At 58.6% G+C, this 15,985-nt stretch carries 12 protein-coding genes; 10 read left to right on the top strand and 2 right to left on the bottom strand.

Annotated features, from left to right (window positions below):
- Positions 1–29: 29 nt before the first annotated feature.
- On the top strand, positions 30–560 hold the full coding sequence (locus tag Q9R35_RS09755; protein WP_063693217.1) for a CinA family protein: 531 nt from the start codon (positions 30–32) through the stop codon (positions 558–560).
- Between the two features lie 34 nt (positions 561–594).
- On the opposite strand, the gene acnA is transcribed toward Q9R35_RS09755, so the two are convergent.
- Positions 595–3,249, bottom strand: coding sequence for an aconitate hydratase AcnA (gene acnA / locus Q9R35_RS09750; RefSeq protein ID WP_252606267.1), 2,655 nt, complete (start codon positions 3,247–3,249; stop codon positions 595–597).
- 169 nt (positions 3,250–3,418) lie between these two features.
- On the opposite strand from acnA, the gene Q9R35_RS09745 reads away from it, so the two are divergent.
- Positions 3,419–4,426, top strand: a complete 1,008-nt coding sequence (locus Q9R35_RS09745) for a GntR family transcriptional regulator (RefSeq protein WP_045931666.1) — start codon at positions 3,419–3,421, stop codon at positions 4,424–4,426.
- Positions 4,427–4,430: 4 nt separating this feature from the next.
- Positions 4,431–5,591 (top strand): PrpF domain-containing protein, encoded by a 1,161-nt coding sequence (locus tag Q9R35_RS09740; protein ID WP_311219769.1) that lies wholly within the window; start codon positions 4,431–4,433, stop codon positions 5,589–5,591.
- Here the strand turns inward: Q9R35_RS09740 and Q9R35_RS09735 are convergent.
- Positions 5,588–6,574, bottom strand: coding sequence for an AraC family transcriptional regulator (locus Q9R35_RS09735; RefSeq protein ID WP_042488968.1), 987 nt, complete (start codon positions 6,572–6,574; stop codon positions 5,588–5,590). The two genes, Q9R35_RS09740 and Q9R35_RS09735, sit on opposite strands and share 4 nt — an antisense overlap.
- 305 nt (positions 6,575–6,879) lie before the next feature.
- Between Q9R35_RS09735 and Q9R35_RS09730 the strand changes: the two genes are divergently transcribed.
- From Q9R35_RS09730 to Q9R35_RS09700, 7 genes are all read left to right on the top strand, one after another.
- A complete protein-coding gene (locus Q9R35_RS09730; protein WP_109089491.1) occupies positions 6,880–8,061 on the top strand; it encodes an ABC transporter substrate-binding protein in 1,182 nt (393 codons plus the stop codon).
- A 38-nt stretch (positions 8,062–8,099) separates the two neighbouring features.
- Positions 8,100–9,491: an aromatic ring-hydroxylating dioxygenase subunit alpha gene (locus Q9R35_RS09725; RefSeq protein ID WP_311219768.1), complete on the top strand. Its 1,392-nt coding sequence runs from the start codon at positions 8,100–8,102 to the stop codon at positions 9,489–9,491.
- Positions 9,492–9,523: 32 nt separating this feature from the next.
- Complete coding sequence (locus Q9R35_RS09720; RefSeq protein ID WP_042488959.1) at positions 9,524–10,060, top strand: aromatic-ring-hydroxylating dioxygenase subunit beta; 537 nt, start codon at positions 9,524–9,526, stop codon at positions 10,058–10,060.
- Positions 10,060–10,668, top strand: coding sequence for a cysteine hydrolase family protein (locus Q9R35_RS09715; RefSeq protein WP_042488957.1), 609 nt, complete (start codon positions 10,060–10,062; stop codon positions 10,666–10,668). Before Q9R35_RS09720 ends, Q9R35_RS09715 begins: the two co-directional genes overlap by 1 nt.
- A 9-nt stretch (positions 10,669–10,677) precedes the next feature.
- Positions 10,678–11,505, top strand: coding sequence for an SDR family oxidoreductase (locus Q9R35_RS09710; protein ID WP_042488955.1), 828 nt, complete (start codon positions 10,678–10,680; stop codon positions 11,503–11,505).
- Between the two features lie 104 nt (positions 11,506–11,609).
- Positions 11,610–13,202, top strand: a complete 1,593-nt coding sequence (locus Q9R35_RS09705; protein ID WP_042488951.1) for an NAD(P)/FAD-dependent oxidoreductase — start codon at positions 11,610–11,612, stop codon at positions 13,200–13,202.
- 310 nt (positions 13,203–13,512) lie between these two features.
- Entirely contained in the window at positions 13,513–15,954 is a 2,442-nt protein-coding gene (locus tag Q9R35_RS09700) for a DUF3772 domain-containing protein (protein WP_311219767.1), read from the top strand.
- Positions 15,955–15,985: the final 31 nt, after the last annotated feature.

The following is a 15,985-nucleotide window of genomic DNA, read 5'->3' as shown; positions in this document are numbered from 1 at the left end:
CCTTGTTTGCTTGATAAGGAGGGTCTGTCATGAACGATGTGGATCTGGCTAGCCTGGTCAAAACCATGAGCGATGCCAAACTGACGCTGGCAACGGCCGAGTCATGTACGGCGGGTTTGATTGCTTCCACTCTGGCCGATCAGAAAGGGGCGGCCGCTGTGCTCGATTGTGCTTTTGTGACGTATTCACCGCAGGCCAAGTATCGCTGCCTGGGCGTGGACCAAAGCGTGTTGTCGGCAAACAATTTATGCAGTGAGGCGGTGGCCCGCGCCATGGCCAAGGGCGCGGCTGAATTGACTCCTGCCAATCTGATTATTGCCAACACCGGCGTGGCCGATGATATTGCCGAGCCACAGATTCCCGCCGGAACACAGTGTTTCGCGTGGCTGTTCAAGCCTCAAGACAGGTTTGATCCTTTGGTGATTTATACCGAAACCATTGTTTTTGACGGTAACCGCGATCAAATCCGGCAGCAAAGCGCACGCTACGCCTTGGGGCGCATCGAGCATTGGTTGCGACTGGCCAAACAAGAACGCCAGGGCGTGAACCCTGGCGTTTGATACCGCTAGCTGGATGAGCTAAGCCTGCAAAGGCTTAGTTCTCCAGGTACTTGCGCCAGACGCGTGGCAGGATACCGCCATGACGCCAGTACTCCATATCCTCAACCGTATCCAGACGCACAATCACCGGCACGGACTGGATGCTGCCATCCAGACGGTGGATGATCAGTTCGGCTTGTGAGCGCACACCCAGGTTTTCTTCCAGGCCCTTCACATCAAAGGTTTCGGTGCCGTCCAGACCCAGGGTGTCGGCGTTGGTGCCGTCCTGGAACTGCAGGGGCAGCACACCCATACCGACCAGGTTGGTGCGGTGAATACGCTCGAAGCCTTCTGCGACCACGGCCTTCACACCCAGCAAAGCAGGCCCCTTGGCGGCGGAGTCGCGGGAAGAACCGCAACCGTAGTTCTTGCCAGCAATCACCAGCAAGGGAACCTGACGCTCCTGATAGGTCTGGGCCGCTTCAAAAATACGCATCACTTCGCCTTCAGGCATCACCTTGGTAACACCGCCTTCCACGCCGGGAACAATCTTGTTGCGCAGACGAATGTTGGCGAAGGTCGCACGTTTGACCACTTCGTGGTTGGCACGACGCGTGGTGTAGTTGTTGAAGTCTTTTTGCTCCACACCCTTGGACAACAGGAAGTCAGCGGCCGGTGTGCCCAGGCTGATCGAACCCGATGGCGAGATGTGGTCGGTGGTGATGGAGTCACCCAGAATCGCCAGCGGACGCATGCCGCGCAGGTTGGCGACGGGAGCCGGTTCGCGCTGCAAGCCGTCAAAATAGGGCGGTTTGCGAATGTAGGTGCTGTCTGCTTCCCATGGGTAGTGGCCGCCATTGCTTTCGCGGGCCAGGGCGTCCCAAGGCTCGCCACCGTCGTACAGCTCGGCGTAGCGCTCGATGAACAGGTCGCGGTCGTAAGCGCCGTGGATGGCTTCTTGCACTTCGGCAGATTTGGGCCAGATGTCGCTCAGGTAGACGTCTTTACCGTCCTGGTCTTTGCCCAGCGGGTCGCGGGTCAGGTCCACATTCAGGTTGCCGGCCAGGGCGTAGGCCACGACCAGAGCGGGCGATGCCAGGTAAGCAGCGCGTACGTTGGCGTGAATACGGCCTTCAAAGTTGCGGTTGCCCGACAGCACGGCAGTAGCAATCAGCTTTTCCGATTCAATCGCATTGACGATATTGGCAGGCAGCGGTCCCGAACCACCGTTACACGTGGTGCAGCCAAAACCGGCAATGTTGAAACCCAGCACGTCCAGGTCATCTTGCAGTTGGGCGCGTTCCAGCACGTCGGCGGTTACTTGGCTACCCGGTACCAGCGAGGTCTTGACCCAGGGCTTGCTGCGCAGGCCACGAGCCACGGCGTTGCGAGCCAGCAGACCGGCGGCCATCATATTGGCGGGGTTGGCGGTATTGGTACAGGAGGTAATGGCAGCAATGACCACATCGCCATCATTCAGAGCGAAGTCCTCGCCTTCCACGGGTACGGCACGCTGCGGGTCGTAAGGACGGCCAGCAATTTTCTGGTGATGGGCGGGGAAGGACTGGGCAGCGGTATCCAGATCCAGGTGATCTTCAGGATTGCTGGGGCCAGCCAGGCTAGGCTTGATGCTGCTCAGATCCAGTTTCAGCACGGTGTCGTAAACAGGAGCGGGAGCGGCCGGATCGCGCCACAGCTTTTGAACCTTGCTGTATTGCTCGACCAGATCAATCTGCTCTTGCGGACGGCCTGTCATGTGCATGTAGTGCAGGGCGGCGTCGTCAATGGGGAAGAACACGGCGGTGGCGCCGTACTCCGGTGCCATATTGGCGATCATGCCGCGGTCGCCCAGAGACAGCTCGTCCACGCTGGGGCCGAAGAACTCTACAAACTTGCCGACCACGCCCAGTTCGCGCAGTTTTTGCGTGATGACCAGTACCAGGTCAGTAGGCAGTACGCCGTCATTCATCTTGCCGGTCAGCTCGATACCCACCACGGCAGGCAGGGCGATGGCTACGGGCAGACCCACCATCACGGCTTCGGCTTCAATACCACCCACACCCCAGCCCAGAATGCCCAGGCCGTTAACCATAGGCGTGTGGCTGTCGGTGCCCACACAGCTGTCGGGGTAGACCAGAGCCACGTCCTGGCCTTCTTCGGTCCAGACAACCTGACCAATGTGCTCGATGTGCAATTGGTGCATGATGCCTTTGCCGGGCGGCACGACTTTCACGCCATCAAAGTTGCTGGAACACCAGCGCAGGAAGGCAAAGCGCTCGCCGTTACGTTGGTATTCGCGTGCCAGGTTGACGTCGGCCGCCTTGGGGTTGGCCCAGCTGTCCACTTGCAGGGAGTGGTCAATAATGACGTCAATAGGGACTTGGGGGCGCACGCGGCTGGCGTCACCACCGGCTGCTTGTACGCCTTCGCGCAAGGCCGCCATGTCCAGCAACATCACCAAACCCAGAATGTCCTGACCAAATACGCGGGCAGGGTAGAAGGTGATGCCGTCGCCCACTTTGCGCTGGAGCAGGGAATCAATTTCCTGATCCACGTCGGCGTGACGCACGGCCTTCTGCCGACAGAGGTTTTCCAGCAGAACGCGCAGCGAGTACGGCAGCTTTTCAATACCGGGGATGTCGGCGATAGGAACGTAACGTACGGAACGTCCGTTCAGGGACAGCGTTTCTAGGGCAAGAGACTGAGACATGGCAAACGATTCATCCGTAATAAGAAGCCAGGAAAGCAGGGCCAACCTGAGCAAGAATAATCAATAAAATTATGCGTCTGGAGCCTTGATAAAACAATTAAATTGTATTTTGTTTGTATATAATACAATAAAACGATCCGGGATCGCTTCGATTTTTAGGAATGTCGGCATGAAAAGCCAATCTAATTCTTTGCATGTCACCTTGGCGCATCGCCTGCTGGACTACGTGCGGGCAGGGCATTTGCAGGCCGGGCATCATTTGACGGAACAATCGCTGGCCGAAGCGCTGGGTGCGTCGCGCTCGCCCATACGGGGGGCGCTGGCCTATCTGGCGGAAAAAGGCATTGTGGGCGCGCAGCCGCCCCGGCGCGGCCTGTATCTGTTGAAAGGGGCCGACCAGCTTGGTGTGATCGAAGAAGAGCTGGGCACCAGCCAGGACGACCAGATCTACTTGCAACTGGCCCGCGACAAGCTCTCGGGCATTTGGGGCGACACCTTGTCGGAAAACGACGCCATGCGTCGATACGGCCTGACGCGCGAGCGTGTGCGCCGCATTCTGGCGCGTGCCGCCAATGAGGGCTGGATGGAGCAACGCGCCAGCAAGGGCTGGTCTTTTCTGCCCATGATTGACGGCCCCCAGGCCTGCGAAGAAAGCTATACCTTGCGTCAGATGCTGGAACCCGCTGCCATGCTGCTGCCCGGCTTTGCGATTGACTCCACCGTCTTGCGTCGAGTGCGGCTGCAACAGCAAGCCTTGGCCGACGGTGGCTGGCGTCACGCCGGACATGCCGAGATGTATCAGGCCAATGCCACCTTCCACGAAGCCTTGGCGTCCTTGTCCGGCAATCGCTTTATTGCCCAGACCGTGACACGTCAGAACCAGCTGCGGCGCTTGCTGGAGTATCAGGAAACGCTGGATCGGGAACGTATTCGTCGCCAATGTCTGGAGCATCTGGCGATTCTGGACTTGCTGGAAAAGGGCGAACGCGCCCAGGCCTCCGCCTTGCTGGCCCGCCATCTGGGCAACGCCAGCGAGGAAAAAGTGCAGCAGCTGGAACGACAACAGCAGCGCACGACCCGATCAGATTCTTTTAGTGAACCGATTGTCTCTCACGCCGAACCCATGGAGGAGACGGCGCAATTTTCTTTAATGGCGCAAGCCAAGAACCAGGAATAACGTGATGAAGCAAAAATCCCTTCCCGCCGTGTTCATGCGTGGTGGCACCAGCAAAGCCTTGATGCTGAATATTGCAGACCTGCCTGCCGAGCGCGACGACTGGACGCCTCTGTTTTCCGCCGCCATGGGTACGCCGGACCCTTACGGTCGCCAACTGGACGGTATGGGCGGTGGTGTTTCCTCCTTGTCCAAGGTTTGTATTATCGGCCCGTCCAGCCATCCGGACGCCGATGTGGACTACACCTTTGCGCAAGTGGCGATCAAGGAAGAGAAGGTGGATTACCGCGGCAACTGCGGCAATATGAGTTCTGCTGTGGGCCCTTATGCGGTAGAGCAGGGCATGGTCAAGGTTGAGGATGGCGAAGCGTGTGTACGCATCCTGAACACCAATACCAACAAGATCATCCACGCCCATTTCACGGTGGAAGATGGCCAGCCCCGTTATGACGGCGATCTGTCCATTCCCGGCGTAGGTGGCACAGGTTCGCCTATCCGTCTGGACTTTGTGGAACCGGGCGGTGCCTCTACCGGCTCGTTGCTGCCTAGCGGTGAATTGACCGAATGGCTGGATGTGCCCGACGTAGGCCGTATCGAAGTGTCGCTGGTGGACGCGGCCAACGCAGCAGTGTTTGTCCGTGCGGCCGATGTAGGTCTGACCGGTCTGGAGTTGCCCGACTGGCTGGAAGCCCACCCTGAAGTACTGGAGCGTCTGGACGCGATTCGTGTACAGGCCTCGGTGCGCATGGGCATTGCTCCCGATGTGGAAGCGGCACGTCAGATTCGCATCGTGCCCTTTGTCTGCATCGTGTCGCCCGCACAGGACAACCCCACCTTGTCCGGCGAGGTGGTTCCCGCCAAAGAGATTGATCTGGTTGCCCGCGTGATTTCCAACGGCCAGCCGCACCGCGCCTTGCCTCTGACTATCTCGCTGTGTACCGCTGTGGCCGCTCGTTTGACGGGCAGCCTGCCGTCGCAATGCCTGTCCGACTCGGTTGCCCCCCAAGGCCCGCTGCGTCTGGGCATGCCGTCCGGCGTACTGACAGTAGGTGCGGAAGTGGAAAAGAAAGACGGCCAGTGGTTTGCCAAGGCCGGCTCCTTCTACCGTACCGCTCGCCGTCTGTTTGATGGCCGTGTCTGGGTTCCCGGCAAGGCCTTGAAAGACTAATCGACGATACGCAAGTCCTGCGAGGGCGAACGCCCGAAGCGGGACTTGTAGTCTGCACAGAAGCGGCCGAAATGGTTGAAACCGCAACGCAAGGCAATCTCGCTGACCTGGGTGCCGGGTGTGGCGGTGCGTATGGCTTGCTGGGCCGCTTCCAGACGAATCTGCTTTAAAAACTGCATGGGGCTCAGCCCCCGTTCGGTGCGAAAGGCCAAGGTCAGGCTGCGCACACTGGCACAGGCGGCGGAGGCAATCTGCTCCAGCGTCAGGGCTTCGTCCAGACTGGCCCGCATGAAATCCTCGGCTCTTTGTACCCGGCGCGAACTGGCCGGGCGCACGCTTTGCTGCAATTGCTGACTGTAGTTACCCGGCTGGGTATGAAACAGATGCAGCAAAAGATTGTCCTCGGCCTGACGCGACCACTGATCCATTTCCGGCGGCAAATGCCCGCCATAAGCCAGCAAGCTGCCAATCTGGTGCTGCCAGGCACAGCCGTGCGGCGAATCCAGAGACATGCCCGCGGCAAACTCAATCGGCCTGTCCAGGCTCAGGCCCAAGGTTTGACGGGCCACTTCTTCCAGTCGGTGGCGCGGAATCTTCACCAAAAACTGTTCACAGCCCTGTTCCCAATCCAGTTCAACCTGGAGGGAAGGGGAGATCACGCTGGCAATTTTAGGGTTGGCCTGGACGTACTCCCGACCAACCCGAATACAGGATCGTCCCTGTATTGGCACCTGAAACAGCAGAAAGTCTTCCAGAATCCCCGGCGAGACCTGCACCGCCGCGCCATATTTCAGCAAGACAAAGGAAAAGCTGTGGCTGCTGGCATAGCGCAGGGACGCATCGACCGGGCCGTCATTCCAGGTCAGGCGGTGCTCGGTCAAAAAGCCGGCCGTCTCGCTGCGTGTCTGATCCGGGCAGCGCGATTCAAAGCGCGGCGCACTGTGTTGCAAGGGGGCCAGCCCTGACATAAACCACGCTTGCATGATGTGTGTCTCCAAATTTTTGCCGGTTAGGGATAAGGCTTGCCGTATCTGGATAGCCGCCCATTCTGCGCCGGTCTAATGTATTTCAAACCTAAAACAGTAGTCCTGACCCGGCACCTTAGCAGATTGGGATACGACTGGGAATTGCTGTATTCACGTAGTCCCTTGGGCCCGTCTTCTCTGGCCTGCAGGACAAGCGCCGCATAAACCACAGGCGTGAGGGATACACAGCTTCTAGCGTATTGGGGGTGGTCCCAGGCAGAACTGAAGTCCAGTTTTTTGAAAGACAGAGGACGGAGACAAACATGAAAAAACAAGTGGCGTTCTGTATGAGCACGCTGGCTTTGGCCCTGGCCTGTAGCCCGGCATCCAGTCAGGAAGTATTCAAGGTCGGTTTGCTGACCACCTTGTCCGGCCCCGGCGCGGCCATTGGCGCAGAAATCCGTGATGGTTTCGAGCTGGGTCTGAACCACTCGGGCGGCAAGCTCGGCGGGGTGGATGTCGCCCTGACGGTGCTGGACGATCAGCAAAAACCGATGGAAGGCCGTCAGGCCGTGGACCGTCTGGTCAAGCGCGACAAGGTCGATGTGATTACCGGCATGGCCTTTTCCAATGTGCTGCTGCCCGTGATGCCGACGATTTTGAACAGTGACACGGTCTACATTTCCGCCAACACCGGCCCGGCCGATTACGCGGGCGAGCGTTGCCACCCCAATTTCTTCAGCGTGTCCTGGCAGAACGAGGATATTCCCGCCGCCATGGGCAAGTATGTGACCGATCAGGCGCACAAGAAAGTCTATCTGATCGCCCCCAACTATCCCGGTGGTCGTGAATCCATTGAAGGCTTCAAGCGCCTGTTCAAGGGCGAGATTGCCGATGAAGTTTATGTGAAGGTCGGCCAGATGGACTACGCCGCCGAACTGGCCCAAATGCGGGCTTCCGGTGCGGATGCAGTGTTTTTCTTCCTGCCCGGTGGCATGGGCGTGTCCTTTATCAAGCAACTGATCAACTCGGGCCTGTCCTCGCAACTGGCGGTGTACACCCCGGGTTTCTCAGCCGACCAGGACACGATCGCCGCGATTGGTGAATCCATGAAGGGCATGGCCAACGCCGCCCAGTGGTCGCCGGATCTGGATAACCCGGTCAATAAGCGCTTTGTGGCGGATTTTGAAAAGACCTACGGACGCCTGCCTTCCATGTATGCCTCTCAGGGCTACGACGCCGCCTTGTTGCTGGACGGTGCCTTGAAGGCGGACCCCAAAGCCGCCACCGACCGCGAAGCCCTGCGTAAAGCCTTGCGCAGTGCACCGTTCGAATCCGTACGCGGCGCCTTTGCCTTTAACAACAACCAGTATCCGGTTCAGACCTACTACATGCGTGAAGTGGCCCCGAATGAAAAGGGCCAGATGAGCAACAAGATTGTGTCCACCGTATTCGAGCAGTTCCAGGATCATTTTGCACCGCAGTGCAAGATGGAAAAGTCATAAAGAGGGTGTGTCAAGCATCCGGCAGCAAGGAGGTAATGATGAGCTATAGCAACGAACAGCTGTCCGCACTGGTGCGGGGAGACAGCGTACATAAATCGGTCTATACCGACCCTGAGATCTTCCGTCTGGAGATGGAGCGCATTTATGGCCGTGCCTGGATCTACATCGGCCACGACAGCCAGGTGTCTAATCCCGGCGACTACCACACCACCTTGTTGGGCGGGCAGGACGTCATCATGGTGCGCGGCAGCGACAAGAAGGTGTACGTGCTGTACAACCGCTGCCCGCACAAGGGCGCGAAAGTGGTGGCTGATGGCTGTGGCAATGCCGGCAAGTTTTTCCGTTGCCCTTACCACGCCTGGACCTTCAAGCTGGACGGTCAGCACCTGGCCGCGCCGATGAAAAACGGCCTGGAAAACACCTGCTTTGATCCCAAGCACCCGGACTTCTCCATGCGCCGTGTGGCTCGTGTGGAAAGCTACCGTGGTTTTGTGTTCGCCTGTCAAAGCGCCCACGGCCCGGATCTGAAAGAGTTTTTGGGCCCCATCATCACTTCCATCGACAACCTGTGCGATCGCTCGCCCGTGGGTGAAGTGGAAGTGGCCGGTGGCAGCTTCAAAGTCTGGCAGCCTTCCAACTGGAAAGTGTTCTACGAGAACCTGCACGACACCATGCACGCCAACGTGACGCACGAGTCGTCCTACGTGGCTGCCCGCGAGCAGGCCGAAGACTACGGCTCCATGCCGCTGGAACTGCACATCATGGACGGTAACGGCGAGCCTTACGGTTTCTGGGAAAAGCTGGACCTGTACGCCTTTGATAACGGCCATGGCTACATGGAAGGCATTTTCAATCCCGGCGCCATCGAAACCGATCCGATCACCAAGGCGCACTACGAAACCTTGAAAGAAGCCTACGGTGAAGAAAAAGCCCTGAACATTCTGGGCGAGAACCGTCACAACAGCATTATTTACGGCAGTGGCTCGCCACACACCGTGTTCCAGCAGTTTCGTGTGATTCGCCCTGTCGCGGTGGACCGCACCCACGTGGAAATTCAGCTGTTCCGCCTGAAGGGCGCACCAGACGATATTTACAAGCGTGGCCTGATGTACGCCAACCTGATCAACTCACCTTCGTCCAACGTGATGCCGGACGACATTGAAGTCTATGGCCGTTGCCAGGAAGGCAACAAGACCAAGGGCGGCGAATGGGTCAGCATGCACCGCTACGACGGCACCGACAAGCCTATCGAAGGCGGCATGGTGGCCACCAACGGCACCAGTGAACTGCCCATGCGCAACCAGTTCCGCGCCTGGAAGCATTTCATGACCACCAGCCTGTACGACGCGCCGGCGCAGTCGGAAGACAGTGGTAAAGCCACGGTGCGTTCGGCTTCTGGTGAGCCTATCGCCCCAGCAACACAGGCTTAAGCGGGCTGCTGTCCGAGCCAAGGAGAATTCTTATGTTGTTTGATATTGATTTTGACGTCAGCGTGGATCAGGTCACACCTGTGACGCTGAGCCTGGAAGCCATCCGCGAAGTGGAGCAGTTCATCTACCACGAAGCTCGTCTGCTGGACGAGCGCCGTTGGCAAGCATGGCTGGATCTGTGGACCGAGGAGGGCATGTACTGGATTCCTCATAGCTACGACCAGGAAAGCCCTTACGAGCACATTTCCCTGTGCTGGGAAAACAAGCTGCTGCGTGAACTGCGTATTCGTCGTCTGGAAAACCACCGTAACTGGTCCCAGCAGCCGATTACCCAGTCCTGCCGCGTGCTGGGCAATGTGATGATCGACGGCACCGATCCGGAAGGCTATCTGGTGGTGCGCTCCAGCTTCCATTCCATGGAATGGCGCGGTAAAGATCCGGTCTACCGCGTGGGCAGCCTGATTCACAAGCTGCAAGCCCAGGAAGGCGGTGGCTGGAAGCTGCGCATGAAACAGGTGAACCTGGTGGATCGTGACGCGGTTCACGGCGCGATTCAGGTGTACATCTAATGTCGGCAGCCCATCACACAGCCTTGCTGGCCCTGCATTATCAAAACGATGTCCTGCACGCTGATGGCCTGATCCGTGTGGGGGTAGAGGCCAACAGCCCTCAGCGTCAGGCCTTGATTGAGGCTGCAGGCCGTTTGCTGGCGCAGGCTCGCGCACAGGGCGTGCCCATTGTGCATGTGCGGGTGGGCTATCGGCCTGACTATGCCGATCTGCTGTGCAATGCACCGATTCTGCACAATGTGAAACGCATCGGTGCCATGCAGACCGGCAGTTGGGGAGCCCAGTTCTTTGACGGGCTGGCTCCCTTGCCCAACGAATTTGAAGTCCATCACACGCGCATCAATGCGTTCTTCGGTTCCGCGCTGGAGCCGGTAGTGCGTCGTTTGGGCGTGGAGCGTCTGGTGATTGCCGGTGTCGCCACCCATTCCGTGGTGGAAAGCACGGTGCGCCATGCGGTGGATATGGGCTATGAAGTGGCTGTGGTGGCCAGCGCCTGCGGCGCACCGCCCGCCACGCATGAAGCCTCCCTGGCCAGCATGAGCCTGATTGCTCATATTGATCGGGATGAAGATTGGGCAGCCGTCTTTGGCGCGCCACAAGCACAGTAGGAGAAGCACATGCAGCAGGACATGAAGGTGAATTTACAGGGTAAGGTCGCCATCGTGACCGGGTCCACACAAGGGCTGGGGGCGGATATCGCCCTGGCTTTGTGTGCCGCCGGTGCGTGGGTGCTGATTGTGGGTCGCAGCCAGGAAGAAGGCCAGCGTACCGAGGCGCGTTTGCAGGCCGTGGGCAAGGCCCAGTTCATGGCCGCCAATATTTGTGACGATGCGCAGCTGGATGCCTGCGTGCAGGCGGCCCTGGCACAAACCGGGCGTATCGACATTGTGGTGAACAATGCCTGTTCCTATGGGGACGAAGGTCTGGCCTCCAGCCGGGAGCTGTGGCATCAGACGCTGGATGTGAATCTGATCTCCAGCGCGATTCTGGCCCAGAAAGCCACGCCGCATATGGGGCAGGGCGGGGTCATCATCAATATGGGCAGTACGGGCGGCAAATTCGGCGTGGCCGGACGTGCGCTGTACCCGGCTTCCAAAGCGGCCATTCTCCAGTTCACCAAAAGCTTGGCCGTGGAATTGGCGCCTTCGGGGATTCGGGTGTTGACAGTTTCGCCCGCCTGGACCTGGTCGCCGTCCGTCGAACGCATGAGCGGTGGTTCGCGTGAGCTGGCCAATCAGGTGGGGGCGCAGGTTCATCCTTTGGGCCGAGTCGGTTCCGGCGAAGAAGTGGCTCAGGTGGTCTTGTTTGCCGTGTCGGGCGCGGCTTCCTGGATGACAGGGATTGATCTACCCGTGGACGGTGGCTTTTCCGTGCTCGGGCCAGAGCAGGGCAAGTCGCCCCGTCACTGGTTTGAACGCTGGCAGGCGCAGTCGTCTGGCTCATAAATCAAAAAGTGCGGTAAAAGAGGTCCAGGGCTTGTGAACACCTGTTTCTTGCTGCGGGTTCACAAGCCCTGACCCCGTTCAGGGCAATTTAAAAAAGGTGTGGGATGACAGACTCAACAAATAAAAAATCGTATGCCGTCATTGTGGTGGGCAGTGGCATCAACTCCCTGGTATGTGCCGCCTTGCTGGCGCAAAAGGGTAAACAGGTCTTGGTACTGGAACGTAACGACCGTGCGGGTGGGTGTATCCGTACCGAGGAGCTGTTCCCCGGTTTTACTCATGAGCTGCTGTCGTCCTGGTATCCCTTGTTCACTTCCGGTGCTGCCTACGCTCGTCTGAAAGACGATCTGGCCGCGCAGGGCGTGGAGTTTCTGGAAAACGGCTATACCACCGGCGTGGTGGGCAGCGATGGCAAGGGCATGGCCCTGCGTCACGATGTGGGCGATTCGATTCAACGTATCAATGCTCTGCAAGCCGGCGATGGCGATGCCTTCGGGGCCATGTGCAGCCAATTGTTCGAGCGCGATGCAGGCCTGACCTTTGGCTTGCTGGGCACCGAGCCTTATAGCCGTGGCTTGTTGGGTCTGCTGTTCTCGCAATGGCGCAAGCGTCGCATGGACGGCATGGTTCAGTACGGACGTGAGTCCCTGGAGTCCTTCCGCCGCTGGGCAGACCGTGAACTGAAAGATGACCGCGTGCGCGGCATGATGGCTCCCTGGGTCTTGCACTCGGGCCTGGGCCCTGACGATGCCTGCTCGGCCTTGATCGGCAAGCTGACCTTTGCCGCCGTGGTGGCCGGTGGCATGCCGGTGGTGAAAGGCGGTGGCCAGAATCTGGTGCGTGCGCTATGCGCCATTATTGAAAAGGCCGGTGGCCGTATTCAACTGAACACCGAAGTAGAAGAAATTGTGCTGGAAGGACAAAAAGCCCGTGGCGTGCGTGCCGGTGGCCAAGTCTACGAAGCCAGCCATGTCGTGTGCAACGTCACGCCGCCACAGCTCTATGGTCGTCTGTTGCCGGGCGCGCCCGCCCAGGTACGTGAGCAAGCCAATGCCTACCGCTTCGGCCGTGGTGATATGCAAATTCATCTGGCGCTGGACAGCATGCCTAACTGGAGTGATCAGGAGCTGCTGAAAGTACCGTTGCTGCACTTGTCCGACAGCCTGGAAGACGTCAGCATGAGTGTGGCTCAAGCCAATAATGGCCTGATCCCCGCCAAGTTCACCGTGGCTATCGGCCAGCCTTGCTCTTTGGACCCCAGCCGTGCGCCGGAAGGCAAATGGATTCTGTGGATGCAGATGCAGGACATGCCGTCCAAACTACGCGGCGATGCCGCCGGCAAGATTGATGTTCCTGCCGACGGCAAATGGACTGAAGAAGTCAGCAAGGCCGTGGCCGAACGCATCATCGATCAACTGGAAGGCGTCATGCCCGGTTTGCGTCAGCAAATCGTGGGCCAGAAGGTACTGTCACCGGCGGACCTGGAATCCATCAACTGCAACTTGGTGGGCGGCGACCCGTACTCGGGCATTTGCTCCCCCGACCAGTTCTTCTGGATGCGCCCCTTCGCCGCCAGTAACGGTGCCCGGTCCCACGCCACACCGTACAAGAACGTCTATCACATCGGTGCGTCTACTCACCCCGGCCCCGGCTTGGCGGGAGCGTCCGGATTCATGGTGGCGGAGCAGATTCGTTAAGCACTCTTGCGCCTGAGGCTTGATACTTGCAGGCAGAAAACCGGCCAGGATAGGTGTTGTGCACCTGCTCTGGCCGGTTTTTTTTGCTACTTCGTATTCACTTGAAAGAGGATTTGATCCTGTGTGACAGCTAGCCAAGGAGCTGAAAACGGACCAGCGCTCAGTTCAGAAGCGTTTATCGCCTAAAAAAACTGCTATCTCGCCAATAGCTCATGCGCCAAGCAGACAATAGTTCGGTATTCTGTGCATGTTTTCTGCTGCCCTGCCGGTTTCATGCGTGGGGCCTTATTGTTTAGCCGGAGTTTTTCTGATGCACGCTTTTCGCCGTTCGCGCCTGTGTGCTTTTTTGCCCTTGTGGCTGCTGGCTGTGGTGCTGGCCGTAACGACTGTCCCTGCGACGGCCGAGACAGGAGCCTGGACGCCTGCGCAGGCCAGTGAATCCCTGAATGAATTGCGGGACACCTTGCAAACCGTGCAGGAGCGTTTGCAGAAAAATGACGGTTTAAGTGATTCGGATCTGGTGGCCCTGCGCAATCAGTTGTTGCTGGCGCAAGAGCAGGCGCAGGAAACGAGTGTGCGTCTGGAGCCGGAGTTGCTCAGTGTGACGGCACGCTTGAGTCAGTTGGGGCCGGTAGACGATCCGGCTGGGGAGTCCGAGGACATTGCCCGCCAGCGTGCGCAGTTGCAGCAGTCGGTGACCGAGCTGGACGGCATGATCAAGCTGGCCCGTTTGATCGGGGTGGAAACCACGCAAGGTCTGGATCAGGTGTCCAAGCAGCGCCGTGTGATTTTTCAGGCAGAGCTGGGTCGGCAGTCGCAATCGGTCTTGACGCCGCGTTTCTGGCGCAATGTGTCGCGTGACTTGCCAGGTGATCTGGCGCGGGTGGAACGCATGCGCAAGGATCTGGCCCAACGTGTCACGGACTTGCCCGCCTATGTGCTGTGGTCGGCAGGTGCTTTGGGCTTGGCGTTGCTGGGCCTGTCGGTCTGGGCGGTGCGGGGGCTGGAGCGCTTTACCATCAGTCATACCAAGCCCTCGCGCTTGCGACGCTCTTTTTATGCGACAGCCTTGATTGTGCTCTACAGTCTGACGCCCGGTTTGCTGGCCTCGGTGGCAGCAGGGCTGTTTTACTGGAACGGCAATCTGGCCCCGGATCTGGCCAGCTTTGTGTCCAAATCCGTCTTTGCCTTGTACCTGGGTGGCTTTGTCACGGGAATGGGGCGTGTGCTCTTGTCGGCACAGCGTCCTAGCTGGCGCTTGCCGCCTATCCCCAGCACGGTGGCCCTGAAGCTGGCCTGGTTGCCGCTTGCGCTGGGGATCATGGTGGCCTTGACCTGGATGTCGCAGCAATTGCTGGGATTGATCAACGCCACGCTAAGCACCACTTTGCTGGTTAACAGCTTCAACACGCTGACCCTGAGCATTTTTATTGCGATTGCCGCCTGGAATTTAAGTCAGGGGCGTGAAAAGACACCGGCGCCGGAAGGTGGCGAGGATCCCCAGAAAACCGTCCATGTCCAGCAAGGGGCAACCTGGTTGCGCGCGATTCCCATCACCCTGGGTGTGGTGATTGTGCTGGGCATGATTGCCTTCTTGCTGGGTTATATCGCGCTAAGCAGCCTGATTGTGCAGGAGATGCTGTGGCTGAGTCTGGTGATTTGCACCTGCTATGTGCTGGTTGCATTGATTGCCGATATTGGCCAAAGCCTGCTGCTGCAGTTCAAGGAAAAACGGGCCGCCAATGAGTGGACCAGCACGCAATTGCGCGGCAGCAGCCAGATCGTGATTGTGCTATCCGGGGCGCTGCGTCTGTGCCTGATTATCACGGCGATTACCCTGGTCCTGCTTCCCTTTGGGGAAGACCCCACGCAGTGGCTGCAGCGTCGTTTGGGCTTTTTGGTCAAGGGCTTTTCTTTAGGGCAGGTGCAGCTAAAACCGAGCTCCGTCCTGGTGGCGGTGCTGATTCTGGTGCTGGGCATTTTGTTCGTCAAAGCCTTGCAGCGCTGGGTTGCCAACCAGCTTTTGCCCGCTACGCGTATCGATCCCGGTATGCGCGTATCTACCGCAAACCTGTTCAGCTATGTGGGCTACTTCATTGTGGTGGCCACGGCGATTTCGTCTTTGGGTATTGGGCTGGAACGCATGGCCTGGGTGATTTCCGCCTTGTCCGTGGGTATCGGTTTTGGCTTGCAAGCGGTGGTGCAGAACTTTGTATCGGGGCTGATTCTGTTGGCCGAACGTCCCATCAAGATTGGAGACTGGGTCAGCCTGAACGGGGTGGAGGGCAATGTGCGCAAGATCAATGCCCGTGCCACGGAAATCGAGATGTTTGACCGTTCTACCCTGATCGTGCCGAACTCCGAGTTCATTACCAAAACCGTGCGCAATGTGACCTTGAGCAACCCCTTGGGGGTGGTAAAGGTCAAGATCAATATGCCTATCGACACCGACGCTAAACGGGTGCGTTCTATCATGCTGGATGTGATGCAGAACTACAGCGATGTATTGGCCGATCCGGCGCCTGATGTGACGTTGGACGGTTTTGATGCCAACGGCTTGCAGTTTACGGCGACCTGCTATGTAGCCTCGCCACGAATTGGCAGCCGGGTACGCAGTGTCCTGATGTTCGATATTCTGGATGAGTTGCGAAAAGAAGGTCTGGCCCTGCACCACACGCAAACCATGACGGTGCTGCCCACCACGCCGGTCACCAGCCAGACGGAAAGCAATAACCCCTTGTTGAATGAGTAAACCCAGATAAAAACAACAGGCAGGGCCCAGG

It is taken from the genome of Alcaligenes sp. AB3 (assembly GCF_031844565.1).
GTDB classification, from domain to species: domain Bacteria; phylum Pseudomonadota; class Gammaproteobacteria; order Burkholderiales; family Burkholderiaceae_B; genus Alcaligenes; species Alcaligenes faecalis.
This window is presented reverse-complemented; position numbering and strand designations above follow the sequence as displayed.

Coding starts and splice junctions, on each gene's coding strand:
- Q9R35_RS09755 (WP_063693217.1), top strand. CDS start 30: ATGAACGATGTGGATCTGGCTAGCCTGGTCAAAACCATGAGCGATGCC.
- acnA (WP_252606267.1), bottom strand. CDS start 3,249: ATGTCTCAGTCTCTTGCCCTAGAAACGCTGTCCCTGAACGGACGTTCC.
- Q9R35_RS09745 (WP_045931666.1), top strand. CDS start 3,419: ATGAAAAGCCAATCTAATTCTTTGCATGTCACCTTGGCGCATCGCCTG.
- Q9R35_RS09740 (WP_311219769.1), top strand. CDS start 4,431: ATGAAGCAAAAATCCCTTCCCGCCGTGTTCATGCGTGGTGGCACCAGC.
- Q9R35_RS09735 (WP_042488968.1), bottom strand. CDS start 6,574: ATGCAAGCGTGGTTTATGTCAGGGCTGGCCCCCTTGCAACACAGTGCG.
- Q9R35_RS09730 (WP_109089491.1), top strand. CDS start 6,880: ATGAAAAAACAAGTGGCGTTCTGTATGAGCACGCTGGCTTTGGCCCTG.
- Q9R35_RS09725 (WP_311219768.1), top strand. CDS start 8,100: ATGAGCTATAGCAACGAACAGCTGTCCGCACTGGTGCGGGGAGACAGC.
- Q9R35_RS09720 (WP_042488959.1), top strand. CDS start 9,524: ATGTTGTTTGATATTGATTTTGACGTCAGCGTGGATCAGGTCACACCT.
- Q9R35_RS09715 (WP_042488957.1), top strand. CDS start 10,060: ATGTCGGCAGCCCATCACACAGCCTTGCTGGCCCTGCATTATCAAAAC.
- Q9R35_RS09710 (WP_042488955.1), top strand. CDS start 10,678: ATGCAGCAGGACATGAAGGTGAATTTACAGGGTAAGGTCGCCATCGTG.
- Q9R35_RS09705 (WP_042488951.1), top strand. CDS start 11,610: ATGACAGACTCAACAAATAAAAAATCGTATGCCGTCATTGTGGTGGGC.
- Q9R35_RS09700 (WP_311219767.1), top strand. CDS start 13,513: ATGCACGCTTTTCGCCGTTCGCGCCTGTGTGCTTTTTTGCCCTTGTGG.